Origin of the sequence: Amycolatopsis sp. NPDC058986 (assembly GCF_042741125.1) — a bacterium.
In the GTDB taxonomy this organism is placed as follows: Bacteria; Actinomycetota; Actinomycetes; order Mycobacteriales; family Pseudonocardiaceae; genus Amycolatopsis.
Map to the genome: position 1 here is coordinate 152,611 of NZ_JBHYJW010000007.1, position 26,186 is coordinate 178,796.

Annotated in this window: 21 protein-coding genes and 1 riboswitch; of the genes, 12 read left to right on the forward strand and 9 right to left on the reverse strand. The window is 69.7% G+C overall.

Annotated features, from left to right (window positions below):
• Positions 1–181: 181 nt before the first annotated feature.
• The gene (locus ACFW0G_RS09365) at positions 182–1,780 is read right to left on the reverse strand and encodes a beta-N-acetylhexosaminidase (RefSeq protein WP_378324413.1); all 1,599 of its coding nucleotides are present in this window, start codon (positions 1,778–1,780) and stop codon (positions 182–184) included.
• Positions 1,781–2,368: 588 nt separating this feature from the next.
• Between ACFW0G_RS09365 and ACFW0G_RS09370 the strand changes: the two genes are divergently transcribed.
• Complete coding sequence (locus ACFW0G_RS09370; RefSeq protein ID WP_378324414.1) at positions 2,369–4,108, forward strand: serine/threonine-protein kinase; 1,740 nt, start codon at positions 2,369–2,371, stop codon at positions 4,106–4,108.
• Between the two features lie 3 nt (positions 4,109–4,111).
• Here ACFW0G_RS09370 and ACFW0G_RS09375 read toward each other — a convergent pair whose 3' ends face one another.
• A complete protein-coding gene (locus ACFW0G_RS09375; protein ID WP_378324415.1) occupies positions 4,112–4,684 on the reverse strand; it encodes a class I SAM-dependent methyltransferase in 573 nt (190 codons plus the stop codon).
• A gap of 55 nt (positions 4,685–4,739) precedes the next feature.
• Here ACFW0G_RS09375 and ACFW0G_RS09380 point away from each other — a divergent pair, with 55 nt between their 5' ends.
• Complete coding sequence (locus tag ACFW0G_RS09380) at positions 4,740–5,495, forward strand: helix-turn-helix domain-containing protein (protein WP_378324416.1); 756 nt, start codon at positions 4,740–4,742, stop codon at positions 5,493–5,495.
• Between the two features lie 7 nt (positions 5,496–5,502).
• On the opposite strand, the gene ACFW0G_RS09385 is transcribed toward ACFW0G_RS09380, so the two are convergent.
• Positions 5,503–7,065 (reverse strand): dolichyl-phosphate-mannose--protein mannosyltransferase, encoded by a 1,563-nt coding sequence (locus ACFW0G_RS09385; protein WP_378324417.1) that lies wholly within the window; start codon positions 7,063–7,065, stop codon positions 5,503–5,505.
• A gap of 89 nt (positions 7,066–7,154) precedes the next feature.
• Between ACFW0G_RS09385 and rsmI the strand changes: the two genes are divergently transcribed.
• Positions 7,155–8,000: a 16S rRNA (cytidine(1402)-2'-O)-methyltransferase gene (rsmI, locus tag ACFW0G_RS09390; RefSeq protein WP_378324419.1), complete on the forward strand. Its 846-nt coding sequence runs from the start codon at positions 7,155–7,157 to the stop codon at positions 7,998–8,000.
• A 546-nt stretch (positions 8,001–8,546) separates the two neighbouring features.
• On the opposite strand, the gene ACFW0G_RS09395 is transcribed toward rsmI, so the two are convergent.
• Positions 8,547–9,023 carry a QsdR family transcriptional regulator gene (locus ACFW0G_RS09395; protein WP_378324420.1) on the reverse strand — a complete coding sequence of 159 codons (477 nt, stop codon included), beginning with the start codon at positions 9,021–9,023 and terminating at the stop codon, positions 8,547–8,549.
• 173 nt (positions 9,024–9,196) lie between these two features.
• On the opposite strand from ACFW0G_RS09395, the gene ACFW0G_RS09400 reads away from it, so the two are divergent.
• A complete protein-coding gene (locus ACFW0G_RS09400) occupies positions 9,197–10,153 on the forward strand; it encodes a zinc-binding alcohol dehydrogenase family protein (protein ID WP_378324421.1) in 957 nt (318 codons plus the stop codon).
• A gap of 1 nt (position 10,154) precedes the next feature.
• Here ACFW0G_RS09400 and ACFW0G_RS09405 read toward each other — a convergent pair whose 3' ends face one another.
• On the reverse strand, positions 10,155–11,444 hold the full coding sequence (locus tag ACFW0G_RS09405) for an aminodeoxychorismate synthase component I (protein WP_378324423.1): 1,290 nt from the start codon (positions 11,442–11,444) through the stop codon (positions 10,155–10,157).
• Positions 11,445–11,533: 89 nt separating this feature from the next.
• On the opposite strand from ACFW0G_RS09405, the gene ACFW0G_RS09410 reads away from it, so the two are divergent.
• Positions 11,534–12,772 carry a hypothetical protein gene (locus tag ACFW0G_RS09410; RefSeq protein ID WP_378324425.1) on the forward strand — a complete coding sequence of 413 codons (1,239 nt, stop codon included), beginning with the start codon at positions 11,534–11,536 and terminating at the stop codon, positions 12,770–12,772.
• Here the strand turns inward: ACFW0G_RS09410 and ACFW0G_RS09415 are convergent.
• The 4 genes from ACFW0G_RS09415 to ACFW0G_RS09430 all read right to left on the reverse strand — a co-directional run bounded on the left by ACFW0G_RS09415 (position 12,747) and on the right by ACFW0G_RS09430 (position 15,997).
• Positions 12,747–13,361, reverse strand: a complete 615-nt coding sequence (locus ACFW0G_RS09415) for a glycoside hydrolase family 25 protein (RefSeq protein WP_378324427.1) — start codon at positions 13,359–13,361, stop codon at positions 12,747–12,749. The two genes, ACFW0G_RS09410 and ACFW0G_RS09415, sit on opposite strands and share 26 nt — an antisense overlap.
• 204 nt (positions 13,362–13,565) lie before the next feature.
• Complete coding sequence (locus ACFW0G_RS09420; RefSeq protein ID WP_378324428.1) at positions 13,566–14,330, reverse strand: ABC transporter permease; 765 nt, start codon at positions 14,328–14,330, stop codon at positions 13,566–13,568.
• Positions 14,320–15,327 carry an ATP-binding cassette domain-containing protein gene (locus ACFW0G_RS09425; protein ID WP_378324429.1) on the reverse strand — a complete coding sequence of 336 codons (1,008 nt, stop codon included), beginning with the start codon at positions 15,325–15,327 and terminating at the stop codon, positions 14,320–14,322. Before ACFW0G_RS09425 ends, ACFW0G_RS09420 begins: the two co-directional genes overlap by 11 nt.
• Positions 15,328–15,409: 82 nt before the next feature.
• Positions 15,410–15,997: a PadR family transcriptional regulator gene (locus tag ACFW0G_RS09430; protein ID WP_378324431.1), complete on the reverse strand. Its 588-nt coding sequence runs from the start codon at positions 15,995–15,997 to the stop codon at positions 15,410–15,412.
• A gap of 61 nt (positions 15,998–16,058) precedes the next feature.
• On the opposite strand from ACFW0G_RS09430, the gene metG reads away from it, so the two are divergent.
• The 7 genes from metG (at position 16,059) to ACFW0G_RS09465 (ending at position 26,158) form a co-directional block, all read left to right on the forward strand.
• Positions 16,059–17,852 (forward strand): methionine--tRNA ligase, encoded by a 1,794-nt coding sequence (metG, locus tag ACFW0G_RS09435; RefSeq protein WP_378324433.1) that lies wholly within the window; start codon positions 16,059–16,061, stop codon positions 17,850–17,852.
• Between the two features lie 9 nt (positions 17,853–17,861).
• Positions 17,862–18,698, forward strand: coding sequence for a TatD family hydrolase (locus tag ACFW0G_RS09440; protein ID WP_378324434.1), 837 nt, complete (start codon positions 17,862–17,864; stop codon positions 18,696–18,698).
• 321 nt (positions 18,699–19,019) lie between these two features.
• Positions 19,020–20,420: a transglycosylase family protein gene (locus tag ACFW0G_RS09445; RefSeq protein ID WP_378324435.1), complete on the forward strand. Its 1,401-nt coding sequence runs from the start codon at positions 19,020–19,022 to the stop codon at positions 20,418–20,420.
• Positions 20,421–20,826: 406 nt separating this feature from the next.
• Complete coding sequence (gene rsmA, locus ACFW0G_RS09450) at positions 20,827–21,723, forward strand: 16S rRNA (adenine(1518)-N(6)/adenine(1519)-N(6))-dimethyltransferase RsmA (protein WP_378324436.1); 897 nt, start codon at positions 20,827–20,829, stop codon at positions 21,721–21,723.
• Positions 21,724–21,838: 115 nt separating this feature from the next.
• Positions 21,839–21,929: riboswitch (SAM riboswitch) on the forward strand.
• Positions 21,930–22,146: 217 nt separating this feature from the next.
• Positions 22,147–23,157: a methionine ABC transporter ATP-binding protein gene (locus tag ACFW0G_RS09455; RefSeq protein WP_378324437.1), complete on the forward strand. Its 1,011-nt coding sequence runs from the start codon at positions 22,147–22,149 to the stop codon at positions 23,155–23,157.
• Positions 23,158–23,297: 140 nt separating this feature from the next.
• The gene (locus tag ACFW0G_RS09460) at positions 23,298–24,263 is read left to right on the forward strand and encodes a 4-(cytidine 5'-diphospho)-2-C-methyl-D-erythritol kinase (protein WP_378324438.1); all 966 of its coding nucleotides are present in this window, start codon (positions 23,298–23,300) and stop codon (positions 24,261–24,263) included.
• Positions 24,264–24,361: 98 nt separating this feature from the next.
• Positions 24,362–26,158, forward strand: a complete 1,797-nt coding sequence (locus ACFW0G_RS09465) for an ATP-binding cassette domain-containing protein (protein ID WP_378324439.1) — start codon at positions 24,362–24,364, stop codon at positions 26,156–26,158.
• Positions 26,159–26,186: the final 28 nt, after the last annotated feature.

Genomic DNA, 26,186 nt, shown 5'->3' on the forward strand with positions numbered 1-26,186 from the left:
CCCGGGGGGGGTTGGGCGCGCCCGGGGTGGTCGGCTTTTCGGCCGAACACCCGGGGGCCGGCGCCAACATCCGAGGGCCGCAGCGCGAACCCCCCACCTCTGCCGAGAAAAGCCGTGGGGGCCTCCCCGAGGGAGCCAGAGTCCCTCAAGGAGGCCCCCACGAACCATCGGGGGATGGGAACTACTTCCAGTCGACCTGCGGGGAGCGGTAGAAGTCGATGCCCTGCGCGGTCCACCGCGGGCCCTGCTTGGCCAGCCGCGTCCGGTAGGCGTCCCAGTTGTGCGTCGACTTCGGCGACCAGCCGATCTCGGCGTGACCGGCGAGTCGCGGGAACGCCATGTACTCGATGTTGTCGTTGTTCACCAGCGTTTCCGACCACAGCGGGGCCTCGACGCCGGCGACCTGGTGTTCCGACACGCCCTGCACGTACGTGGCCGGATCCCAGTCGTAGGCGTCCTTGACCTCGACGTACCCGGCCCAGTGCAGGCCGAGCGGGCTGTCCTTGTTGTACTGCATGTCGAGGTACGCCTTGTTCGCCGGCGACATCAGGATCTTGTTACCCCGCGCGGCGGCAGCGGCGACGTCGGCGTTGGTGCCGACGGTGTCCCAGAACTGCGGGATCGCCGAGGTCGGCGGCTGCGACTTCGCGATGTCGTGCCAGCCGGTGATCAGCTTGCCGTACTTGGCCACGATCGGCTGAACCTTGCGCTCGAAGGTCAGGTAGTCCTCCGGCTTGGTCGCGTGGGCCTCGTCGCCGCCGATGTTGACGTACTTGCCCGGCGTGAGCGCCGAGATCTCGCGGAGCACATCGTCGAGGAACTTGTACGTGATGTCCTTGTTGATGCACAGCGAGCTGTAGCCGACCTCGATGTCGGTGCGCAGCGGCGGCGCGACGCCGTCACAGTTCAGCTCGGCGTAGGAGGCCTGCGCCGCGTTGGTGTGTCCGGGCATGTCGATCTCCGGCACGACGGTGATGTGCCGCGAGGCCGCGTAGGCCACCAGGTCCTTGTACTGCTCCTGCGTGTAGTAGCCGCCCTTGCCGCCGCCGACCTGGGTCTGGCCACCGTAGGTCGCCAGCCGCGGCCAGCTCTTGATCTCGATGCGCCAGCCCTGGTCGTCGGCCAGGTGCAGGTGCAGCGTGTTGATCTTGTACTGGGCGATCTGGTCGATGTAGGTCTTGACCTGGTCCGGGGTGAAGAAGTGCCGCGCGACGTCGAGCATCGCGCCGCGGTAGCCGAAGCGCGGGTAGTCGAGGATCGAGCCGCCCGAGACGGTCCAGCGGCGGTGTTGCACGGACTTCGCGTCGATCGCCGACGGCAGCAGCTGACGCAGCGTCTGCACGCCGGTGAACAGGCCGTCGGCCGTGTTGGCCTTGAGCGTGACGCCGTGGCGGGAGACGTCGAGCTGGTAGCCCTCGGTGCCGACGCGCTTGTCGGCGTGGCCCAGCTCCAGCGAGATCGCCGGAGCACCCCAGTTCTTCGAAACGACCGGCAGCCGGTAACCGGTGGCCGGGCGGAGAAGGTCGCGGAGGTAGTCCGCGACCTGGTTCGCGCCCTTGTCGGCGCGGATGACGGTGTACGGCGAGAGCTGGAAGCTCGCCTTGGCGTCGGCCTTCGCCTCGACGGGCGCGGGGACGACGTCGGTCACGCTGCGTTCGGTGTTTCCCTGGTGACGATCGGCTTCGGCGGCCGTCGCCGAGCCTGCCAGTGCGGGCAGGCCGAGAGTCGCGAGACTCACGACGGCCGCGCCCAGCACGGCTCTGGACAAGCGCTTCCTCACGGAGCACCTCCGGTCGGGGGGATCAGGAGAGTCGTTAAAGAGGTATAGACCAATGTGGTGTGGAGCACAACACTCCTTCGTCGTACTGGTCCAGACCGGTGATCGGCTCAGCGTGACGGCTTCATGAACGAGCGGCGCGCGTCCGGGCGCCGGCGGCGGGGTTTTCCGTGAAGTCTTGCCGGGGTGCTGCGCAGGGTGACGTGTCCACAGTGGATGACCAGGCGCGCGGTCGGCGTGCGACGGCGCGCCGCCGGGTGGCGACGGAAAGTCGTCACGCAATGTGATCATCTGATGGCGCGTCGCACCGCGAGACACGTCGGTCGGGGAATCACCGACATCGGATGAAGGGCTCGCTCCACGCAGGGTGGCTCGGGCGCTCGACGTCGCGATTGCGGTATTCAGGTGAACCTCGGGGTCGGGGCCGGGCGCTATCAGCGGAGTCACAGGACCACTACGGAGGATGGGCTGTGCCACATACCCGGCAACCTCGTGCGAACGGTGAGCGTCCTAAGCTGGACCACGGGGGAACAAGCTCGTGGCAGCACAGAGACGTCACGGGACAACACAGACGGTGAGGGGAGCCAGGCGGTGGGCGGACTCGCGAGCGCACTGCTCTCGCTCGCGCATTCCCTGTTCGGGCCGGGAATCTGGCCTGGTGACTGGGTCTGGGCGACGAGTACCGCCGGCGCGCTCGTCGCACTGGTGCCCGCGATCGGCGCGCTCGCCGTCGCGATCGTCCGCAAGGGGACCGGCAACCGCTACGACGCGGTGACGCTGTCGGTGTTCGGGGGGATCGGCGTGGTCAGCACGCTGGTTCTGCCGTGGCTGCTGTCCGTCGGCATCTCCGAGACCTACCGGGCGGTGAACGCCGGGGAGAAGAGCGGCCTCTCGAAGGCAGAGCTGGCCACCATGGACAAGTCGTATGCGGACTTCATCGGCCCGCAGAAGACCTATCTCGGCGGCGGCCAGAACATCTACGAGACGCTCTTCTACCCGCAGGGCCTGCAGATCTCCTACGTCTACTACCTGGTCGCGCTCATCGCGCTGCCGGCCGGGTCGCTGCTGTTCATCATGCTGCAGGCGCGGACGGCGTTCCGGCGCGGCCCGAAGTGGCCGTCCCGGTTCTTCTGGATCCCGTTCGTGGTCATGGTGCTGGTCAGCGTGTCCATGGAGGCCAACACCGCCATCCACTTCTGGCTCGGTTTCCTGCCGTTCAGCGTGCTCGGGCTGATCCCGGTCGCGCTGGTCGGGCCGCCGCCGTGGTCGGTCATCCACCGGTCGGTGCAGGAGAAGCGCGACCCGGAACCGCAGCGCCCGCCCCAGCCGCCGTCGCAGGCCGCGCCCGTCCCGCCGCCACCGCGGCAGTACCCGGCGACCGCGCTCGCGCAGGCCCCGGAGCCACCCGCGCTGGCTGCCGTGCCGGGCCCGGTCCCGCCGCCACCCGGCTCGCGCAACGCGGGCGGCAGCCGCTACCGGCGGGTCCGGCAGCTCGGCGCCGGCGGGTTCGGCACCGTATGGCAGGCCGTGGACACCCAGCTCAACCGCACCGTCGCGCTGAAGATCGCGCACGCGCCGGACCGCGACACCGAGGAACGGATGCAGCGGGAGGCCCGCGCGCTCGCCGTGGTGAACCACCCGAACTGCGTCAAGGTGTACGACCTGGTCGAGGAGCCCGACGGGCTCGCGCTGGTGATGGAGTACCTGGAGGGCCGCGCGCTCGCCGACGTCGTCGATGCCCACGGCCCGCTCGACGACATCGCCGCCGGACGGCTGTGGTCGACGATGGCCGGGGCACTGGCCGCCGCACACGACAAGGGCGTGCTGCACCGCGACCTCAAGCCGTCGAACATCATCATCGATCCCGGCGGGCTGGCCCATCTGATCGACTTCGGGATCGCGCGCAGCCAGGGTGATTCCAAGCTGACCGCGACCGGGATGATGATCGGCACGCCCGACTTCGTCGCCCCGGAGACCGCCATGGGCGCGCCCGCGAGCCCCGCGTCCGACGCGTGGCAGCTGGCTGCGACCGTGAGCTACGCGCTGTCCGGACAGCCGCCACGCGGCACCCGCGAGACGCCGATGGCCGCGCTGATGGCCGCCGCGCGTGCCGAACCGGTGTCGCGGCTGCCCCAGCGCAGCGCGCACACCCGGATCCTGAGCGCGTCGCTCGACCAGGAACCCCGCCGCCGCCCGACGCTGAACGCGGTACGCCGCGAGGTCGAAGGCTGGCTCGCCCGTGCGGGCAAGTCGCCCGACGGCCCGGTCACCCAGCTCGTTCCCCGGCAGCCGCAGCGCACGAGGCAGGTGCAGCCGCCACCGCGTCGCTGACGGTCAGGCCGCGGGCCTGACGGCGGAGAACTCGACGTACTCCTTGGGCACGTGCCGCACCTGCTCCTCGGCGAACCCGGCCCGCCGCAACCGCTCCGGCAGGGTGCCGACGTCGACGACGTTCATCGTGTCGCCGATGTGCAGCAGCCGGAACGCGAAGCTGAGCTGGCTGTCGGTGCCGCGGAACAGCCCGCCCGGCCGCAGCACCCGCGCTGCCTCGGCGAAGATCGCGTCCTGCAGTGCGGCGGTCGGCACGTGGTGCAGCATCGTGAAGCACACGACCGCGGAGAACCGTCCGTCCTCGAACGGCATTTCGGCTCCACTGCCGTGCACGACCTCGGCGCGGTCCCCGTACTTGTCCCGGAGCAGGCGGCTCGACGCGTCGTCGACCTCGATCACGGTCAACGACGAGGTCCGCCGCAGCAGGACGTTCGTGGTGGCGCCGAAGCCGGGGCCGATCTCGAGGACGTCGTCGCCGAGATCGAACCCGTCCAGGAACTCCGGCAGGACGTCGTCGATCTTCTTGGCCCATAATTCGGAGCTGCAGAGCTTGCGGTGCAGGAAGTTCATCGGCATGGATCCGACGGTAGGCAGACGCGATCGTGGCCGGAAGGCGATAGCCTGACAAGTGATGTCGCAGAACGGTCAACTTCGCGGACAGTCCGGCGCGATGCTGCTCGGCGCGTTCGACTTCCCGGCGGGAACGTGGACGCCGTGGCACGAGCACGAGGGCCATCACCAGCTCGTCTGGGCGGCGCGCGGCGTGCTCGCGGTGAACGTCGGCGAAGCGCATTGGGTCCTGCCCTCGACCCGCGCGCTGTGGCTGCCCGCGGGCGTCCGGCATCGCAGTGGTTCGGTCGGCCACGCGGTGATGCTCGGGATCTACGCCGATCCGCCACGGTGCCCCGTGACCTGGCCGGAGCCCCGCATGGTCACGGTCCGGCCGTTGCTGCGCGAACTGCTGGACCACCTCACCGATCCGGACCTGCCCGAACAGCCGCGGCGCCGCGCCGAAGCGGTGGTGTTCGACCTGCTGGAACCCCTCGACGTCGTCCCGATCGTGGTGCCGTCGCCGTCGGACCCGCGTGCCCTCGACGTCCAAGCCGCGGTCACCGCGGAGCCCGCCGATCCGCGCGGACTCGCCGAGTTCGGCCGCGCGGTGGGCGCGAGCGAACGGACCCTGGCACGGATCTTCGTCCGCGAATGCCATATGACGTTCGGGACCTGGCGGACGCAGGTCCGGCTGCGGGCGTCGCTCCCGCTGCTGGCCGCGGGACTACCGCTCGCGGCCGTGGCCGAGCGGGTCGGCTACGCGTCGGCGAGCGCGTTCGTCGCCGCCTTCCGGCGAGCCGTCGGGGTCACGCCAGGCGCCTACTTCGCCGGGTGAGCGGCGGCTAACGCCAGGAGGGCAGCCACATTTCGGCCTGCCAGTGCGCGTTGGTGATCGGGACGCCGTTCAGGATGGGCCACAGCCAGGCGAAGTTCGCCACCACCAGCCCGACGTACAGGGCGACGACGAGCAGACCGGTGCCCCGGCGTTCGAACCCGCGTTTGGCGCCGCCGAGGATCTGCCCGAGCGCGAGTGTCAGCCCGAGCACCAGGAACGGGGCCATCGGTGTGGCGTAGAAGAAGTACATCTGCCGGTCGATGTTGGTGAACCACGGCAGCAGACCGGCGAAGTAGCCGACGAGCACCGCGGCGTACCGCCAGTCCGCGCGGAAGAACCAGCGCCAGAGGCCCCAGCCGAGCATCGGCAGCGCCAGCCACCACATCGCCGGGGTGCCGATGAGCATCGTGATCGAGGTACAGCGCGATTCGCCGCAGCCGGTCAGGTTGCCGTTGGTGTAGTAGAGCATCGGCCGCAGACCCATCGGCCAGGTCCACGGCTTGGACTCCCACGGATGCGGGTTGTTCTTCGGCGTCAGCAGCGTCTCGTGGAAGTGCAGGACGTTCATCGCGTAGTCGCCGAGCGAGCGCAGCGCCGGCGGTACCCAGCCCCAGAAGCCGGGGGCGATGTCCTTGATCTCGGTGTAGTGCCGGTCGGTGCCGGTCTCGCTGGCGAACCATGCCCAGTACGCGGCTAAGTACATCAGGAACGGGATGACCAGGATCGCCCACAGCGCGGGCAGCACGTCCCGGCGGAGCGTGCCCAGCCACGGCCGTTCGACGCCCGCCGCGCGCCGCGCCGCGACGTCGAAGGCGACACACAGCAGCCCGAACGCGGCGATGTAGTACAGCGCCGACCACTTCACGCCGAAGGTCAGGCCGATCATCAGGCCGGTCGCGAACCGCCACCAGCGGAACCCGAGCTTCGGGCCCCATGGGGATTCGCCGATCCAGCCCTCGCGGACCGCGACCGCGAGCCGCTCCCTGACCTGGTCACGGTCGCACAGCAGACAGGAGAACGCGGCCAGCACGAACACCGCGATGAAGATGTCGAGCATGCCCATCCGCGACTGCAGGTGCAGTACGCCGTCGCAGATCACCAGCACCCCGGCGATCCCGCCGAGCAGCGTCGAGCGGGTGAGCCGCCGCGCGATGCGGACGGTGAGCAGCACGATCAGCGTCCCGGCCAGCGCGGGCATGATCCGCCAGCCCCAGCCGTTGTAGCCGAACAGCCATTCGCCGATCGCGATGAGCTGCTTGGCCAGCGGCGGGTGGACGACCAGCTCGTACCCGGCGTTGTCCTCGTAGCCACCGTTGCGCAGCATCTGCCACGCCTGCGGGACGTAGTGCTTCTCGTCGAAGACCGGGGTGCCGACGTCGGTGGCCCCGGCGAGATCCTGGATCCGGACGATGGCGCCGATGACGGTGAGCACGAGCGTGACGACCCAGCCGCGCAGGCGGTCGGCCGGCATCCCGCGGCCGAGCAGCGTGGCCTCCCGGTCGGAGGGGGGCGCTTCGGCCGGGCCCGGCCGCACACCCTCGTCGTCGGGACGGGTCAGCAGTGCGGTCACGGGGCCTGATACTACGGCCGGGCCTGTTCGCTCGTCGTGCGGATCGGTGAGATTCGCGGGGCTTGTCATGGGGCTTATAAGGTGCGGCCATGAGTTCCTCCCCGACGGCAGGTCGTCTGGTCCTGGCGGCCACCCCGCTCGGGGATGTGCGCGACGCGTCGCCCCGGCTGGCCGAGGCGCTGACCGACGCCGACGTCATCGCCGCCGAAGACACCCGCCGCCTGCGTTCGCTGGCCGCCGCACTCGGCGTCACACCACGCGGGCGTGTCGTGAGCTTCTACGAGGACGTCGAGACGTCGCGCCTGCCGAAGCTCGTCGAGTCCCTGCGGTCGGGCGAGACCGTGGTGCTGGTGACCGACGCCGGGATGCCGAGCGTGTCGGACCCGGGGTTCCGGCTCGTGGCCGCGTGCGTCGCGGAGGACCTGCCGGTGACGTGCCTTCCTGGCCCGTCCGCGGTGACGACCGCGCTCGCTTTGTCCGGTTTGCCGTGTGACCGGTTCTGTTTCGAGGGTTTCGCGCCGCGTAAGCCGGGGGAGCGTGCGAAGTGGCTCTCGGCTTTGGAGTCCGAGCAGCGGACCGTGGTGTTCTTCGAGTCGCCGCATCGGCTGGCGAGCACGCTGGCCGACGCCGCTTCGGCGCTGGGTGGGGAGCGGCAGGCGGCGGTGTGCCGTGAGCTGACGAAGACGTATGAGGAGGTCAAGCGCGGGTCTCTTTCGTCGTTGGCAGCGTGGGCCGCCGACGGGGTGCGTGGCGAGATCACCGTGGTGTTGGCGGGGGCGGAGCCGCGTTCGGTGTCGGTCGCGGATCTCGTCGGGGAGGTCAGTGAGCGGGTCGCTTCGGGGGAGCGGTTGAAGGCCGTGGCCGCTGAGGTGGCGGAGGCTGCTGGAGTGTCCAAAAAGGAGCTGTACGACGCCGTGCTCGCGGCTCGGAAGTGACGCGGTCGAGCGCCCCAATGTGGCATTGGGTGCGTTGGACGCACCCAATGTGGCGTTCGGTGCGTTGGACGCAGCGAACGCCACATTGGGGCGCATGACCACCGCACGATCCGGACGCGGCATGGCTGCGAGGGCGACGCTAGGAGCTGGGCCGGAGCGAAGTGAAGCAAAATGGGCAATGCGTGGTGTAAAACCGCAGGTGAACAAGTGTGCTCCCCGCAGACGCGGGGATGACCCCAACAAGCCGATCCTCGGCCCGCTCTCCGGGCAGTGCTCCCCGTGTCTGCGGGGCTGATCCCTGCACCGGGATCACGATCCACTGCGACGGGACGTGCTCCCCGCGTCTGCGGGGCTGGCCCCCGGAAGGGCGGCCGGTCGCTCACGATCGACCGGTGTTCCCCGCGTCGGCGGGGATGAACCCACGCCGATGCCAAAAGCGCGCTTCTGAACGGGATCATCCCCGCGCCCTGCGGGGATGATCCTCCCGTCGCCGAGTTCTGATTCGACACCGTCGAGTGTTCCCCGCGCTTGCGGGGCCGAACAGGCTCAGCCCAGCAGAGCCATCGCCGCGGCGCGGGCTTTTTCGGCGTCGGGGGTGCCGCCGGTGATGATGTCGGTGTAGATGAAGGACTCGCCGATGCGCACCAGCAGATACGCCAGATCGGGTACCGGCAGCGGCGGGTCGAGGCGGTCCGCGGCGATCTCCGCTTCCAGTAGCGCGGACACCTTCACGATGGTCCGGCTCTGTACGAGACTGGCCTTCGTCGTGAGTATCCGCAGCGCCCGCTCGGGTTCGCGGCGGAGGAAGTCGCGGAAGGGGGCCGATTCGTTCACCGTGCGGGCGAAGGCGCCGACGACGTCGGCGATGCCCGCGGCGCCGCGGCCGTGTGCGTGGCGGGAGCGGGCGTCGAGCACGGCTTCGGTGAGTGACCAGAGGATCTCGCCGAGGAGCTGATCGCGGCTGCCCACCCAGCGATGCAGCGTGGCGCGGCTGATGTCCAGCGCTCCGGCCAGGTCACGCATGTCGATGCGGCGGCCGTGCAGGAACCATTCGCGCGCGACGGTGAAGGCGCGGACGGCATCGGGCCGCCGTGGACGGGAGACAGCTGCGGTTTCGATGTGGCCAACTTATCACGTACCGTCACGGCATGAGACATATGGAAGAATGTCTCATCTCGACCGCGAGGAGGACGCAGATGCGCGCAGTGCAGGTCACCGAGTTCGGCGGGCCCGAGGTGCTCACCCCCGTCGACCTGCCGGACCCGGAACCCGGCCCGGGGCAGACCCTGATCGAGATCGACCGCATCGGCGTCAATTTCGCCGATACGCATCAGGCCGAGAACAGCTATCTCGCGCCGACCAAGCTGCCGTTCGTGCCCGGCGGCGAGGTCGTCGGGCGCACTTCGGACGGCCGGCGGGTCGTGGCGTTGCTCAACGGCGGGGGCGGGTACGCCGAGCGCGCGGTCGCCGACGACGCGATGACGTTTCCGGTGCCGGACGGGGTCGACGATCTGACCGCGCTGTCCATGCTGGTCCAGGGGGCGACCGCGTGGGTGCTGCTGCGCAAGAACGCCCATCTCGAGCCGGGCGAATCCGTCGTGGTGCACGCCGCGGCGGGCGGGGTCGGGTCGATCGCGGTCCAGCTCGCCAAGGCGTGGGGCGCCGGCCGGGTCATCGCCACCGCGAGCAGCGACGAGAAACGCGCGCTGGCATTGGAACTCGGTGCCGACATCGCCGTCGATTCCCGCGCCGCGGACATGACCGAGGTGCTGCTCGACGCGAACGGCCGCCGTGTCGACGTCGTGCTCGACATGGTCGGCGGGAGCACCACCGACCAGAGCATCGCCGCGCTCGCGCCGTTCGGTCGTCTCGCGTTCTACGGTATGGCCGGGCGTGAGCGGCCGAAGCCGGTCGAGCTGCGCAACCTGCTCGGCCACAGCACGACGATCGCCGGGATGTGGCTGCCGCACGTGTTCCGCTTGCCGGGCAACGTCTTCGGCACCGCGCTGGCCGAGCTGTTCGACCTAGCACTGGCCGGGAAGATCCGCGCGGTGCCGGGTGGTGAGTATGCGCTTTCGGACGCGCGCAAGGCGCACGAAGCGCTCAGGTCGCGGGGCACGGTCGGCAAGTTGCTGCTCGACCCGGCGAAGTAGCTCAGCGGGGCGGGGTCGCCAGCAATCGCGTGAGCGGGGCCGATTTGTGCAGGCATTCCTGCCATTCGGCCTCGGCGTCGGAGTCGGCGGTGATCCCGCCGCCGACCCCGAGCGCGATCGTGTCCCGGTGGATTTCGAACGTCCGGATCGCGACGTTCAGTTCCAGCCCGGCGATCGGCGACGCGCAGCCGATGGCGCCGGTGTAGACGCCCCGGCCGCTCGCTTCGAGTTCGGCGATCAGGTCAAGGGAACGGATCTTCGGCGCGCCGGTCACCGAACCGGGCGGGAACGTCGCCGCCAGCAGCTCGGCGTCGGACAAGCCGCCAGCCAGCTCACCCTCCACTGTGGACTCCAGATGCCAGACGCCGGGCGCGGGGCGGACGGCCAGCAGCTCCGGCACCGTCACGCTGCCGACCGTGCACACCCGGCCGAGGTCGTTGCGGACCAGGTCGGTGATCATCACGTTCTCCGCGACGTCCTTTGTGGACTCACGGAGCCGCTGGGCGTTTCCGTCGTCGGCCGGGCCGCGGCGAGGTAGCGTGCCCTTGATCGGCGTCGAACGCACCGATCGGCCGTGCCGGGCGAGAAACAGTTCGGGGGACAAGGACACGATCGAACCCCATGAACCCGCGAGGTGCGCGGCGCGGCGAGGTGCCAGCCGCCGGACGCCCTCGGCGAACAAGGCCGGGGCGCTGCCGCTGAACTCGCCGGTGAACCGGCAGCAGATGTTGGCCTGGAACAGTTCCCCCGCTTCGATCGCGTGCACGCACGACTTGACGGCGTGGTGGTGGGTCGAGGCGAGCGGAAGGTTCATCGGACCCGCCGACCAGGTGGCCGTGAGCCCGTCGAGTGCCAGCGCGGATTCCACAGTGGACAGAAGGTCGGCCGGATCCGCCGCGTCGTCGGGGACGAGCGCTTCGAGCCAGCACTGTCCGTCGTTGTCCCAGCGCAGTACGTGATCGGCCCAGCCCCACGCCGCGGGCGGCAGCGCGCCGGACCGTCCCGACGGATCGGTGAGGTCGTAGCCGAGGTAACCGAACCAGCCGCCGCCGACGGCACCCGGTGCGGCGTCACGGATCTCGGGCAGGCGGGCCGGGATCGCGAAGGCTTCCGCGGGGTCCGAAACGGGTGTGAGGCTCAGGCTGGGGACGACGACCGCACGTGAGCCGAACCACTCGCCGCACAACGCCGCCGGGGGCGCGACTCCGCGTGAAGCGGCGGACGCGGCCAGCCGCGGAAGGGCAAGTTCGGGCGCGATGTCCGTCCCGAGCACCCGTCGCACCAGCCGCATGGCGACATTGTCGCTGTAACACGCATCAAAAGGACAGTGGGAGTGACGTCACTGACGATCCACAGAAACGGCCACTACCCTCGGCTGCCATGTCGACCGATCTGACCGATGAGGTATCGGCCGGGCCGCGATCGACGTCGGGGGAACCGGACGACCGCCGCGAGCGGCTCCGGCAGCGGTACGTGGTCGTGCTGCTCTCGGCGGTGATCGGGCTGGCGATAGTGCTCCGGATCTCGTTGTTCCGGTACCAGACCACGGACTACCTCTACTACTACCGCCAGTGGTACGAGTTCGTCGTCGAGCACGGCCGGTTCGCGGCGTTGCGCTACGAGTTCTCGGACCAGAACGCGCCGTACCGCTACGTCATGGTGCTCGTGACGCTGCTGCCGGGCTCGCCGCTCACCGGGATCAAGGCCGTTTCCGTCTGTTTCGAACTGCTCATCGCCTTCTTCGCCTACCGGATCACCGCGCTGAGATTCGGCACGGCTTCGTGGGTTTCCGGGGTCGCCGCGCTGATCGTCTTCCTGCTGCCGACCGTCGTGCTCAACGGCTCGATGTGGGCGCAGGGCGACGCGATCTACGCGTCGTTCGCGCTCGGCGGCGTCTACTTCCTGCTGCGCAGAATGCCTTACTGGGCCTGTGTCTTCTTCGGACTCGCGCTGGCGTTCAAGCTCCAGGCGATCTTCATCCTGCCGCTGCTGCTGATCATGGTGCTGCTGGGCAGGGTGCCGTGGCGGGCGGTGCTCGCGATCCCGGCGGTGTACCTGCTGCTCGACGTCCCGGCGCTGTTGCTCGGCGCCGATCCCGGCAAGCTGTTGACGATCTACGTCCGGCAGACCGACATCTGGCCGAAGCTGACCATGAACGCGCCGTCGATCTGGCAGTTCTTCCGCGGCACCGAGGGCATGGACAGCATGCGGGCGCCCGCGGTGCTCTTCGCCGGGCTGCTGGTGCTCGTGCTGTGCCTGCTCGTGCTGCTCAGCCGCGCGGAGCCGACCGATACCCGGATCCTGCTGCTCGGCTCGGTGTCGGTGATGCTGGTGCCGTTCGTGCTGCCCTCGATGCACGAGCGGTACTTCTACCTCGCCGACCTGCTGACCGTGCTGCTCGCCTTCCACCTGCCGCGGCGGCTCTGGTTCGTGCCTGTCGTGGTCCAGTTCGTCTCGCTGCTCAGCTATCTCCCGTTCCTGTTCCGGGCGGGCGACGGCGGCGAGCCGGTGGACTTCCGGATCCTGGCGGCGCTGGAGCTGGCGATGCTGGTGGTCCTCGTGCGGGAAACGGTCCGGCAGCTGCGCCCCGGCCTCACAACAACAGATCTGCCAGGGTGAACGGATAGACGACGGCGTCCTGCGCGACCGGGCAGCCGATCCCGGGCACGTCGGTGCCGAAGGCGTGTTCGTGCATGCCGAGCCTGCTGTGGAACCAGCCGGGACGGCCGGGGATCCCGTTGTGCCGCGCCAGCCACAGCACGACGTCGCTGTCGGCCCAGCGGTCGGGGTGCAGCCGGTGCGCCCAGTGGTCGTGGTCGGCGTACACCAGCACCGTGGTGATCTTCGCGGCGTGCCGGACGTGCTTGATCCACGTCTTGACGAACCGGTCGTCGACGCTCTCGGCGGCCACTTCCAGCGCCGGGGCGAGCGAGCCGGGGGCGAACGCGCCGAGCCTGCTCGCCGTCCGCACGAAGTGCTCGGCCTGGTCGTGCACCGCGCCGGGCCGGGCGTAGTGCCGTCCGCCGGTGTGCAGCCCGGCCCGCTGCGCGCCGGCCAGATTGCGTTCGGCGACGGTGTTGCTCCAGTTGGTGTTCTCGCTGATCGTCACCGAGGCGAAGCGGACCCGCCCACCGCGAACGGCGGTCCAGTCGGCCACCTGTTCCCGGTGGGAGAGAGTGATGCCCTGGTCGCTTTCCGGTTCCGTCACGCTCTGCCCCCGCAATCCCCGAGCTGGGTGATAGACCACTCTAAACCGCTGAACGGCCGAACGTGACACTTCGGCACGTCGCGTGTCAGCGCAGTCTTGGGGGGAGAGCTGCTGAAGGGGACTTTCCTCGCATCACATGCGACGAAAGTCCCCTTCAGCGCGTCTTGTGCGAGGAAAGTCCCCTTCAGCTCACCGGCCCGGGGATCAGGCGTTTTCGCGCTGGAAGGTGCGGGCGCCCCACCACACGGCGAGCACGGCCATCACCACCACGACGACGCTGCCGGTGAACAGCGCGTCCATCGAGAAGTCGCCCTTGAAGCTGTTCCGCTCGACGTCGACCACGTGCCGGAACGGGTTGATCTGCGAGATCGTGTACAGCCAGTCCGGCGCCTTGCCCGAAATGATCGGCAGCAGGATCCCGGACAGCAGCAGCAACGGCATCAGCACGGCGTTGAGCACCGCGGGGAAGGCTTCCTCGCTCCTGATCGTCAACGCCAGCGCGTACGAGCACGACGCGAGTGTGATCGCCAGCAGGAACACGATCACCAGGCTGAGCAGCACACCGCCGATCGGCGCGTTCAGGTCGAAGACCAGGTACGCGATGACGATGATCAGCACCGCCTGGACCACCGCCTGCAGCGCGTTGGCCAGCACCTTGCCCAGCAGCAGCGCCACCCGGCTGACCGGGGTCACCCGCAGCCGCTCGACCACGCCGGAGCGGAACTCGGCCAGCAGCGCGAAACCGACGAACGAACTGCCGAACAACGCCAGCTGCGCGACCAGTGCCGGGGTGAGGAGCATCCAGCCGTCGGTCTCGGTGAGTCCCTGCGTCTTGACCGTGTCGACCATGAGCGGGCCGAACAGGAACAGGTACAGCAGCGGCTGCATGATCCCGATCATCACCCAGGTCGGGTTCCGCAAAGCCGCGAGCATGTCGCGACGGAAGATCAGCCAGGTGTCACGCAACATGGCTCGCCTCCTTCGCCGCCTCGACGGGCTGGGTGCCCTCTTCGGCGTCGCGCAGGCTGCGGCCGGTCAGCGTCAGGAAGACGTCGTCGAGCGTCGGCCGGTGCACCTGCATCGCGGCCATCGCGATGTCGCGGGAATCCAGTGCCCGCAACAGTTCCGGCATCGCGGTGTCCCCGCGCGGCACCCGGAAGCGGATCGTGCCGCCGGTGACCGCGAACTCGTGTGCCCCGGTGAGCTTCCCGGCGACCTCCGCGGCTTCGGCCGCCGACGCCGGTTCGACCTCGATCGTGACGCCGTCGCCGGACACCCTGGCCTTGAGCGAGTCCGGCGTGCCCTCGGCGACGATCCGGCCGTCGTCGATCACGATCAGCCGGTCCGACAGGGCGTCCGCCTCGTCGAGGTAGTGCGTGGTGAGGAAGACGGTGACGCCGTGGTCGTCGCGCAGGCGCCGGATGTGCTCCCACAGGTTCGCGCGGCTCTGCGGGTCGAGCCCGGTCGACGGCTCGTCGAGGAAGACCAGCCCCGGTGAGTGGATGAGCCCGAGCGCGATGTCGAGCCTGCGGCGCTGACCGCCGGACAGTGTCTTGGTGAGCCGCTGTTCGAGCCCCGCGAGGTCGAGCTGCCCGGCCAGCGTGGCGCCGCGGCTGAGCGCGTCCGCCTTGCTCAGGCCGTACAGCCTGCCCTGCAGTTCGATCTCCTCGACGACCTTCACCTCGGGCGCGGTCCCGCCGCCCTGTGCCACGTACCCGATCTTCTTGCGGACCCCCAGCGGATCGGTGAGCAGGTCGCAGCCGCCGACCGTCGCGGTGCCCGCGCTGGGCTTGAGCAGCGTGGTCAGCATGCGCAGTGTCGTGGTCTTTCCGGCCCCGTTCGGGCCGAGGAAGCCGACCAGCTCCCCGGCCTCGACGTCGAGGTCGACCCCCTTGACGGCGTGCACTTCGCCGCCGTTGCGGCCCTTGCGGCGGAACCGCCGCTCGAGACCGCGCGCCTTGATCATGAGAACCCCTTCCGCAACTAGTCAAATTTGACTACCCGAATGGCGCAGTCTGCCTCACGTATCGTGCGCTAGTCAAACTTGATTACCGGGCGGGCTCGCCGAACGCGGGTTCGCCTTCGCCCGCCATGACGTACTCCCCGGCTTCGAGCCGTGCGATGAGCCCGCGCATCCACGTCACGTTGGCTTCCGCGTGCGCGCTCCACAGCCGGTACAACTCGCCGACGTGCGGCGGCTTGCCCAGCTCGACGGCGTGTTCGCGGGCGTAGTGGGTGGCGGTGAGGTGGGCTTCCATGTTCGCCAGCTGCTGACGGAGCAGGGCGAGCGCGCGGTCGCGGGGCAGTGTCGGCATGAGTGTCACAGCCGCGGACATGCTGTAGCCGGTCGCCTCGTCACTGGCGAGCGCCTCGGTCAGCCGCACCATGAACTCGGTTTCGCCGTCCTCGGTCAGCCGGTAGGCGACGCGCTCGGGGCCGGAACCGCCCGCGTCCTCGGCGACCTGTTCGAGCAGGCCTTCGGCCGTCATCTTCTTGAGTGCGTGATAAATCGAGCCCGGCTGGACGTTGCCCCACTTGTCCGCACGCCACGACAACAGCTCGCGTCGCACCTGGTAGCCGTGTGCCTTGCCGTACATGCGCACGACCCCGAGCACCAGCAGCCGTGTCGCGGACACCCGGCCTCCTTCTCCTACGCCAGTAACCATGCCTCAGCGGGCATCCGTAGGCTAAACAGGTATGAGCACCCCTGTGTTGACCGCGGTGGCCTGGCCCTACGCCAACGGCCCCCGCCACATCGGCCACGTGTCCGGATTCGGCGTCCCGTCCGACGTCTTCTCCCGCTACCAGCGAATGGCCGGCAACCGGGTGCTCATGGTGTCCGGGACCGACGAACACGGCACGCCCATCACCGTCCAGGCCGACAAGGAGGGGCTCACCTCCCAGCAGACGGCCGACAAGTACACCCGCCAGATCGGCTCCGACCTGCAGGGCCTCGGCCTCACCTACGACCTGTTCACCCGCACCACCACCGGCAACCACGCCGAGGTGACGCAGCAGATCTTCCTCGCGCTGCACCGTAACGGCTACGTCGTCCCGAAGACGACACGCGGCGCGATCAGCCCGTCCACCGGGCGCACCCTGCCGGACCGCTACGTCGAGGGCACCTGCCCGATCTGCGGCTACGACGGCGCCCGCGGCGACCAGTGCGACAACTGCGGCAACCAGCTCGACGCCTCCGAGCTGATCAACCCGAAATCGCGGATCAACGGCGAGACGCCGAAGTTCGTCGAGACCGAGCACTACTTCCTCGATCTCCCCGCGTTCACCGAATCACTCGGGAAATGGCTGTCCACCAAGACGGACTGGCGGCCGAACGTCCTCAACTTCACCAAGAACCTGATCGACGACATGCGTCCCCGGCCGATCACCCGTGACCTCGACTGGGGCGTGAAGATCCCGCTCGACGGCTGGAGCGACCAGCCGATGAAGCGGTTCTACGTCTGGTTCGACGCGGTGATCGGCTACTTCTCCGCCAGCGTCGAATGGGCACGCCGGTCCGGGAACCCGGACGCGTGGCAGGAGTGGTGGAACAACCCGGACGCGCGTTCGTACTACTTCATGGGCAAGGACAACATCACCTTCCACGCCCAGATCTGGCCCGCGCTGCTGTTCGGGCACAACGGCGAAGGTGACCGCGGCGGCGAGCCCGGCCCGTACGGCAAGCTGCACCTGCCCGACGAGATCGTGTCGAGCGAGTTCCTCACCATGAGCGGCTCGAAGTTCTCGACCTCGCGCGGCACCGTCATCTACGTCAACGACTTCCTCCGCGAGTTCGGCCCGGACACGCTGCGGTACTTCATCTCCGTGGCGGGCCCGGAGACCCAGGACACCGACTTCACCTGGGACGAGTTCGTCCGGCGCACCAACTTCGAGCTGGCCAACGAGTGGGGCAACCTGGTCAACCGGTCCATCTCGATGGCGCACAAGAACGTCGGCGCGATTCCCCGGCCGGAGGCCCCCGCTGCCGCCGACGAGGAGCTGAAGTCGTTGTCCCGCAAGGCTTTCGACGTCGCGGGCGGACATCTGCGGCGGTCGCGGTTCAAGCAGGCGGCGAGCGAGGCCATGCGCGTGGTCACCGCCGCGAACCGGTACCTGTCCGATCAGGAGCCGTGGAAGCTCAAGGACGACCCGGCGCGGCGCGATACCGTGCTGCACACCGCGCTGCAGGTCGTCTCCGACGCCAACACGCTGCTGACGCCGTTCCTGCCGCACTCCGCGCAGAAGGTGCACGAGGCGCTCGGCGGCACCGGTGTCTGGGCCGCCCAGCCGGAGCTGAAGGAGGTCGAGGACCTCGACATCCCCGACCGGGTCAACCCGATCCTCACCGGCGACTACGCGGCCGAGCAGGCGCGCTGGGAGTCCGTCCCGATCGAGGTCGGCAGGCCGCTGAACAAGCCGACGCCGTTGTTCGCCAAGCTCGACCCGGAACTCGGCGAGACCGGGCCGGAATGGGCGCCGATCCAGAAGTAAGAGGTACGCATGGGTGACGAAAAGCGCGAGCTGCCCCCGATCCCGGACCGGCTGCCCGTGTCGGTGGTGGACGCGCACACCCATCTCGACGCGTGCGGCGCGGTCACCGCGGCCGATGTCTCGGCCATGGTCGACCGCGCCGAGCGCGCCGGAGTGTCCCGTGTGGTCACCGTCGCGGACGACCTCGCGGCCGCGAGGTGGGCCGCCGAAGCGTCCACTTGGGACCGCCGGGTGTTCGCCGCGGTGGCGATCCATCCCACGCGCACCAAGGAGTTCGGCGAGGCCGAGCAGTCCGAAGTGGAGCGTCTGGTGCGGCAGGACCGCGTCGTGGCCGTCGGCGAGACCGGGCTGGACTACTACTGGGACTACTCCCCGCACGACGCGCAGCAGGACGCCTTCCGCTGGCACATCGACCTCGCCAAGCGGATCGGCAAACCGCTGATGATCCACGACCGCGACGCGCACGAGGACGTCCTGCGCGTCCTCGACGAGGAAGGCGCGCCGGACGACGTCGTCTTCCACTGCTTTTCCGGCGACGAGCACATCGCGCGCCGGTGTGTGGACGCCGGATATGTGTTGTCGTTCGCGGGAACCGTGACCTTCCGGAACGCGCGCGGGCTGCACGAGGCGGCGCGCATCGTGCCTGAGGGGCAGTACCTCGCCGAGACGGACGCGCCGTTCCTGACCCCTCATCCGTTCCGTGGGCGGCCGAACGAGCCGTACTGCACCGCCTACACCGTGCGGCACCTCGCGGGGCTCCGTGGCGAGGCGGTGCACGAGGTCGCCGAAGCGGTCCGGACCACTGCCGAACGAGTCTTCCGGCTCCCGAGTGTCACATCGGCTTGAACGGACTGCGACATTCGAGGTGTCACATTCGTCCACCTGATGAGTGACGCAAGTCACGACACTCCGGGGGGTGTTTGCGCAACCCGCCGACCTCCGTTACTGTCCCGTGATCGTGCCGGTCGGAACTGCGTAAGCAGTTGCCGGCTGTTACGCCCACAGTCACGTCAGTGCACGTCGGGGAAGCGGAACCGAGGTTGGTACGACTCGGAACCGTGACGATGGCGCTGGCTGCGGGTGTCGGACTTCAGAGGTGCGCCGCTTCGGCGCACCGAGGCGAAGGACGGCGTAGCAATACGACGTCTTGGGAAAGGGAACGACCCGGTGACTGGTAGCAAGACGGCCGTACTCGACCGTGAGCTGGAAGACACCGCCTACGGGCAGCTCGACTTCTCCGACGACCCGCGCATCACCCAGCAGGACATCCTCGCGGCGCTCGGCCCCGACGCCGACACGCTCATGTCCGAGATCGACGTGGACGTCGACGAGCTGATCGAGCTCATCAACGCCGAGACCACGATGCTCCCGCCCATCGTCCTGCCGGACGAGGTGGCCGAGGACCGGGTCGGCAAAGAAGCGGGGAAGGCCGCGGTCAAGGTCGACGACGGCCTGCGCGAGGCCACCCGCACCTGGAAGAAGCGTTTCCTCAAGGGCGCCGTGCTCGGCGTCCTGCTCAGCGTCGCCGGTGGTGGCGCCGCCGCGCTCGCGGCGAACAAGAGCGTCACCGTCGACGTCGACGGCCAGCAGCGCACCGTGCACAGCTTCGGCGGCACCGTCGGCGAGGTGCTCGAGGACGCGGGCCTGTCGGTCGGCGCGCACGACTCGCTCTCGCCCTCCCCGCAGGCCGCGGTCGGCGACGGCGGCGTCATCAAGCTCGAGCGCGGCCGCCAGCTCAAGCTGGTCGTGGACGGCGCCGAGCGGTCCTCCTGGGTCCGCGCGACCACCTTCGGCGAGGCGCTCACCCAGCTCGGCATGACCGACGTCGTCAAGCCCGGTGCCTGGACGTCGATGCCGCAGAGCGGTGAGCTGCCGCTGGAAGGCGCGACCGTCCAGGTCAAGACCCTCAAGAACATCACGCTCTACGACGGCGCGAACGAGCCGAAGAAGCTCACCAGCAACGCCGTCACCACCAAGGAACTCCTTGGTGAGCTGAAGATGCCGCTCGGCCCGGACGACGCGGTCGAGGGCGGCCTCGACGTCAAGCTGACCGACGGTGCCGAGGTCCACGTCAGCCGCACCGGCGTCACGATGGTCAACCAGAAGGAGGCCATCGACCCGCCGGAGCAGAAGGTCGACGACCCGACGCTGGAGAAGGGCAAGACCCAGGTCGAGGACCCGGGCACCCCCGGCGAGAAGATGGTGACCTACAAGGTCACCAAGAAGAACGGCGCGGAAGTCTCTCGCGAGCAGGTCTCCGAGCAGATCACCACCCAGCCCAAGCCGAAGATCACCCGCGTCGGCACCAAGAAGCCGGCGCAGCCCGCCATCGGTGACACCTCGGTGTGGGACCGCATCGCCCAGTGCGAGTCGACCGGCAACTGGCACATCAACACCGGCAACGGGTACTACGGCGGTCTGCAGTTCGACAAGCAGACCTGGGACGCCTACGGCGGCCAGCAATACGCGTCCTACCCGCACCAGGCGTCGCGCGAGCAGCAGATCGCGGTGGCCGAGAAGGTCCGCGACGCGCGTGGCGGATACAGCGCCTGGGGCTGCAAGCCCTGATCCTGTTCTTTCCGCGAGGCCCCCGGCGCGTTGCGCCGGGGGCCTTCGCTTTGCCGGTTCGGTGGTCCGTGCCCCGTTCTCGAGGTGCCCGAACGCCCCAATGTGGCATTGGCTGCGTTCAACGCACCGAACGCCACATTGGGGCGCATCCGGGCCGGGCTGTGCGGAGCCGAGGTTGTGCCGGGAGAAGTGGAATCGGTGACATCGCGGCGTCATATGTCACGTCAGCTGTGACGAAGTGACGCTCGCCGCACCAGTGGTCGCGAGCGGTCGTGTGCGGGGGCGGCCGCAACCGAGGGACGCCCTTGGTGCGTTCAATGCACCGGGGGCGTCCCTCGGTGCGGCCAACGCACCGAAGGCGTCCCTCGGCACGCCCCCGGCCACCGGCGCTGGGTACGATCTGCCGGTGGTGGAACTGCTTGGCCCTGCCGAGATCAGGGGGCTCGCGGCCGAGCTGGACGTGCGGCCGACGAAGAAGCTCGGCCAGAACTTCGTGCACGATCCGAACACCGTCCGGCGCATCGTCGAACTCGCCGGGGTCGGGGCGGGGGACGTCGTCCTCGAGGTCGGGCCCGGGCTCGGCTCGCTGACCCTCGGTCTGCTCGGTGCCGGTGCCGAGGTGATCGCCGTCGAGATCGATCCGGTGCTCGCCGGGCGGCTGCCCGCGACGGTCGCCGAGCGCGGCCCGGAGGCCGCCGGGCGGCTCACCGTCGTCGGCGCCGACGCGCTCCGCGTCAAGGCCGCGGACCTGCCCGCCGAGCCGGTCGCGCTCGTCGCGAACCTCCCCTACAACGTCGCGGTGCCCGTCGTGCTGCACCTGCTCGCCGAGCTGCCGTCGCTGGCGCGCGGGCTCGTCATGGTGCAGACCGAGGTCGCCGACCGGATGGCCGCGGGGCCCGGCAGCCGCATCTACGGCGTGCCCAGCGTCAAGCTCGCGTGGTACGGCAGTGCCCGCAAAGTAGCCGCTGTTCCGCGAGCCGTGTTCTGGCCGGTGCCGAACGTGGATTCCGCGCTGGTTTCCTTCGAACGTGCGGAATCCTCCTTCGAAAATGCGAAATCCGGCGCCGAAGAGTCCACTGTGGATAAGGAAACCTTGTTCGGTGTCGTGGACGCGGCGTTTGCACAGCGGCGGAAAACGCTGCGCGCGGCGCTGGCGGGCTGGGCGGGCTCCGCGGACCGGGCGGGTGCGTTGCTCGTCGCCGCGGGGATCGATCCCAAGACGCGGGGCGAACAGCTCGACGTCGGGGACTTCGCGCGTATCGTCGCGGCAGCGGAGCGCGAGCCCCGCCCGTCCGGTGCGTGACGGCGTTATCGCGGCTTGCTGAAGTCCGGGCCGATCCCGAGGTCTGGGCGCGGCCAGTCGTGTGATCTGTGCCTATGGGCTTGCGTTCAATCCCTGGGATCGGTTTTACTCGAAGCGTCCATCCCGAGCGACTGAGAGACCTGGCTCGCCGAAGTCGCAGCAACCACCCTCCCCGGGGCAGGTGCTACCGCCAGGACCGATGGAGGCCACGTCCATGAAGAGGGTTGCCCGCCCGCTCCTGCTCACCAGGCGGCGTGTAGTCGATGAAGGTCGCCGCACGGTCTGTGCGTGTCGACGCTCCACCGTTCTCGCCTGAGTTCTGCCGCCTGAATCTCATTTCGTGAGCACCGTCCATTTCGGACGGTCAACTGGTGAACGGTCGCGCGCGCCTGGGGGTGCTGCGCCCTGCTTCTGGAGCCTTTCGTGATCACTGTCGAAAACCTGACCAAGTCCTTTCCCCACAACGGAAATCCGGTCGTCGCGCTACGGGACGTGAGCGTCGACGTGCAGGCCGGGTCCCTCTTCGGCGTCGTCGGCCCGGCCGGCTCGGGCAAGTCCACGCTCGCCCGCTGCATCGCGCTGCAGGAGCGTCCCGACCGCGGCGTGGTCCGGCTCGACGGCCTCAACACCGGCACGCTCGACGGCAGGCGGCTGCGCGAGATCCGGCGTCAGCTCGGCGTGGTCGGCACCAAGCCGGAGCTGATCGCCGAGCGGACCATCGCCGGCAACATCGCCACCCCGCTGGAGCAGCTGGGCGTCGACGGCCCGCAGCGCCGCAGCCGCGTGGGCACGCTGCTCGACCTGGTCGGGCTCACCCCGCGCGCGGCCCAGCGCCCGGCCGAGCTGACCGAGGGCCAGCTGCGCCGCGTCGCCGTCGCGAAAGCGCTCGCGGCGAGCCCGTCCGTCCTGCTGGCCGACGACCCGACCGCGGGCGTCGACAGCGACGAGGCCGGGGCCGTGCTGACCGTCCTCGACCGCGCCAGGGCCGAACTGGGCGTCACCATCGTGGTCACCACCCCGGACGCGACCGTGGTGCGGCGCGTGTGCGACGACGTCGCCGTGCTGGAGGACGGCGCCGTCCTCGAACGCGGCACCGTGCTGGACCTGATCTCCGACCCGGCCAGCCGCACCGCGCAGACGCTGCTGCCCGCGATCGAGACCACTCGCACGCAGGCCGCGCGCTACGACCGCTCGGTCGACGTCGTCCTGATCGGCTTCGCGTCGGTCGGTGCCCTGCTGCCCGAGGCGGCGAGCCGCTTCGACGTCGAACTCGCCACCATCGGCGGCGGACTCACCCGCATCGGGGACACCCCGGTGGGCCGGTTCCGGCTCGGCGTCCGCGGTGAGCGGTCGGACGCGGCGCTGGCCTGGATCGCCGAGCGCGGCGGCCGGGTCACGCACACAACGCGGGGTCCGCAGGGCGTCGCCGCCTGATCCACCGGCATCACGAAGGTCCGCCGGGCCTCCTGGAGTTCCGCCAGGAGGCCCGGCGGACCTTTTCGTTACGGGGCGCAGACCGTGTCGTGCGTTCTCCTTCCGCGAGCGTTCCCGGCGAGGCCACGTAGGCTTGGCATGTGCTCGCCGTTGTACCGCCCCCAGTGACCGTTCGCGTTCCCGCGAAGGTCAACCTGCACCTTTCGGTCTCCGACCTGCGCGAGGACGGCTACCACGAGCTGGTCACCGTCTTCCAGGCGCTGTCGCTGACCGACGAGGTGACCGTCATGGCCACCGAAGAGCCGGGTATCGAGGTCTACGGCGAGGGTGAGGGCTCGGTGCCCACCGGCGCCAGCAACCTCGCCTGGCGCGCGGCCCAGGCCCTGGCGGCGCACGTCGGGAAGCCGGGGGCCGAGGCGAAGGTCCGCATCGTGCTCCGCAAGGGCATCCCGGTCGCGGGCGGGATGGCAGGGGGCAGCGCGGACGCGGCGGCCACCCTCGTCGGGCTGGCGTCGCTGTGGAAACTGGACATCACCCGCGACGAGCTGGCCGAGATCGCGGCCAAGCTCGGCAGCGACGTCCCGTTCGCGCTCTACGGCGGCACCGCGCTGGGCACCGGCCGCGGCGAGCAGCTCGTGCCGGTGCTGGCGCGGCACACGTTCCACTGGGTGCTGGCCTTCGACCAGCGCGGCCTGTCGACGCCGCGGGTGTTCGGCGAGCTGGACCGGCTCCGTGCCGAGGGCAAGCCGCCGCGCATCGGCTCGCACACGCCGGTGGTCGAGGCACTGGCCTCGGGCGATCCACGGCAGCTCGCGCTGCTGCTCGGCAACGACCTCCAGGCGGCCGCGGTGTCCCTGCGGCCGGGACTGCGGCGGACGCTGCGGGCCGGGGTCAACGCCGGCGCGCTCGCGGGCACGGTGTCCGGTTCGGGGCCGACGTGCGCGTTCCTGTGTGCCGACGCGCAGTCCGCGGTCGAGGTCGCGGCCGAGCTGTCCGGTGCCGGGGTGTGCCGCACGGTCCGGGTCGCGCACGGCCCGGTGCCCGGTGCGCGGCTGGTCGGCGGGGACGACGCCCCGCGGCCCGCGCCGCCGAGAGTGCACGCGTAAGACATACCTGGGTGTCCGGAGTGGACGTCCTTTGTGGATAGCGACGGCGCCTGCCGTCGGACGAGATTTTCGCGTAGTGGAAAGGATCGGCTGATCGGATGGCCAACCTGGTCAACCTGGAGTCGGTGAGCAAGTCCTACGGGGTGCGCCCGCTGCTGGACGGGGTTTCCCTCGGTGTGGCCGAAGGGCAGCGCATCGGTGTCGTCGGCCTCAACGGGGGTGGCAAGACGACGCTGCTGGAGGTCCTCGCCGGGATCAGCGAGCCGGATTCCGGGCGGGTGAGCCAGGTCCGGGGCCTGCGGATGGCCGTGGTGACCCAGCGGACCGAACTTCCCGAGGGGAGCAGCGTCGGTGACGTCGTGCTCGCCCGCTACGGCGCCGAGCACGAATGGGCCGCCGACGCCCGCGTACGCTCCATTGTGGACGGTCTGGGGATCACCGCGATCGGGCTGGACACCCCGACCGCGAACCTCTCCGGTGGCGAACGCCGCCGCGTGTCGCTCGCGGCTGCGCTGACCGGCGAACTCGACCTCGTCGTGCTCGACGAGCCGACCAACCACCTCGACGTCGAAGGTGTGCGCTGGCTCGCCGATCACCTGCTGTCCCGCCGGATCGCGGTGGTCGTCGTGACCCACGACCGGTGGTTCCTCGACACCGTCGCCACGCTCACCTGGGAAGTCGCGGGTGGCCGCGTCGAGCAGTACGAAGGCGGTTACGCGGACTGGGTGTTCGCTCGCGCGGAGCGCGCGCGGCTGGCGGCGACGGCCGAGGAGAAGCGGAAGAACCTGGCACGCAAGGAACTCGCGTGGCTCCAGCGCGGTGCGAAGGCGCGGACGTCGAAGCCGCGGTATCGCATCGAAGCGGCCGAGGCGCTGATCTCCGACGTCCCGGAGCCGCGGGATTCGGTGGAACTGCTGGCCTTCGCCAAGCGCAGGCTCGGGAAAACCGTGCTGGAACTGGAAGACGTCACGCTCGGGGTCGGCGATCGGACGCTGCTGGACCACGTGACCTGGCGCGTCGGCCCCGGCGACCGCATCGGTCTCGTCGGTGTCAACGGCTCCGGGAAGACGACGCTGCTGAAGCTGCTCGGCGGCGACGTCGAACCGGAGACCGGCCGCCGGGTCGAAGGGAAGACCGTCCGGCTGGCGCATCTGCGGCAGGAACTCGACGACCTGCCCGGTGACCTGCGGGTGCTCCAGGCGATCGAACAGGTCGCGAGCCGGGTCGTGTTCGGCAAGCAGGAGATGTCGGCCTCGCAGCTGGGGGAGAAGCTCGGCTTCCCGGCCGCCCGGCAGTGGACGCCGGTCGAGGATCTCTCCGGCGGGGAACGGCGGCGGCTGCAGCTGTGCCGGCTGCTGATGGCCGAGCCGAACGTGCTGCTGCTGGACGAGCCGACCAACGACCTCGACATCGACACCCTGCAGCAGCTGGAGGATCTGCTCGACTCGTGGCCGGGCACGATGGTCGTCGTCTCGCACGACCGGTACCTGGTCGAGCGCGTCTGCGACACCACGGTCGCGTTGTTCGGCGACGGCAAGGTGACGCATCTGCCCGGCGGCATCGACGAGTACCTCACCCGGCGGGAGTCCGGCCGTGAAGGTCTCCTTACCGGCGCTGGACGCCGGGAAGGGGGCCTTCACGGCACGGCGGCGGAGGAGAAGGCGGCCGCGAAGAAGAGCGCGGCCGAGGTGCGGGCGGCGCAGAAGGAGCTGGGGCGGCTCGAACGGAAGCTGGATCAGCTGCACGGCAAGGAGGAGAAGATCCTCGCGGTGCTCCTGGAGGCGGCGACCGACCCGGCGCGGCTGATGGAACTGAACACCGAGCTGAAGGCCGTGCAGGCGGAGATCGGCGACGTCGAGGCCCGCTGGCTGGAGACGTCCGAAACGCTCGAATAGCGGATTGCCGGTTGGCGGGCGGGTCGTG

Excerpts from the sequence above, each read along its gene's own strand:
- rsmI (WP_378324419.1), top strand. The coding sequence starts at position 7,155 with ATGAGTTCCTCCCCGACGGCAGGTCGTCTGGTCCTGGCGGCCACCCCG.
- ACFW0G_RS09425 (WP_378324429.1), bottom strand. The coding sequence starts at position 15,327 with ATGATCAAGGCGCGCGGTCTCGAGCGGCGGTTCCGCCGCAAGGGCCGC.
- ACFW0G_RS09395 (WP_378324420.1), bottom strand. The coding sequence starts at position 9,023 with ATGCGTGACCTGGCCGGAGCGCTGGACATCAGCCGCGCCACGCTGCAT.
- ACFW0G_RS09465 (WP_378324439.1), top strand. The coding sequence starts at position 24,362 with ATGGCCAACCTGGTCAACCTGGAGTCGGTGAGCAAGTCCTACGGGGTG.
- ACFW0G_RS09400 (WP_378324421.1), top strand. The coding sequence starts at position 9,197 with ATGCGCGCAGTGCAGGTCACCGAGTTCGGCGGGCCCGAGGTGCTCACC.
- ACFW0G_RS09420 (WP_378324428.1), bottom strand. The coding sequence starts at position 14,330 with ATGTTGCGTGACACCTGGCTGATCTTCCGTCGCGACATGCTCGCGGCT.
- ACFW0G_RS09380 (WP_378324416.1), top strand. The coding sequence starts at position 4,740 with ATGTCGCAGAACGGTCAACTTCGCGGACAGTCCGGCGCGATGCTGCTC.
- ACFW0G_RS09375 (WP_378324415.1), bottom strand. The coding sequence starts at position 4,684 with ATGCCGATGAACTTCCTGCACCGCAAGCTCTGCAGCTCCGAATTATGG.
- ACFW0G_RS09405 (WP_378324423.1), bottom strand. The coding sequence starts at position 11,444 with ATGCGGCTGGTGCGACGGGTGCTCGGGACGGACATCGCGCCCGAACTT.
- ACFW0G_RS09410 (WP_378324425.1), top strand. The coding sequence starts at position 11,534 with ATGTCGACCGATCTGACCGATGAGGTATCGGCCGGGCCGCGATCGACG.
- metG (WP_378324433.1), top strand. The coding sequence starts at position 16,059 with ATGAGCACCCCTGTGTTGACCGCGGTGGCCTGGCCCTACGCCAACGGC.
- ACFW0G_RS09440 (WP_378324434.1), top strand. The coding sequence starts at position 17,862 with ATGGGTGACGAAAAGCGCGAGCTGCCCCCGATCCCGGACCGGCTGCCC.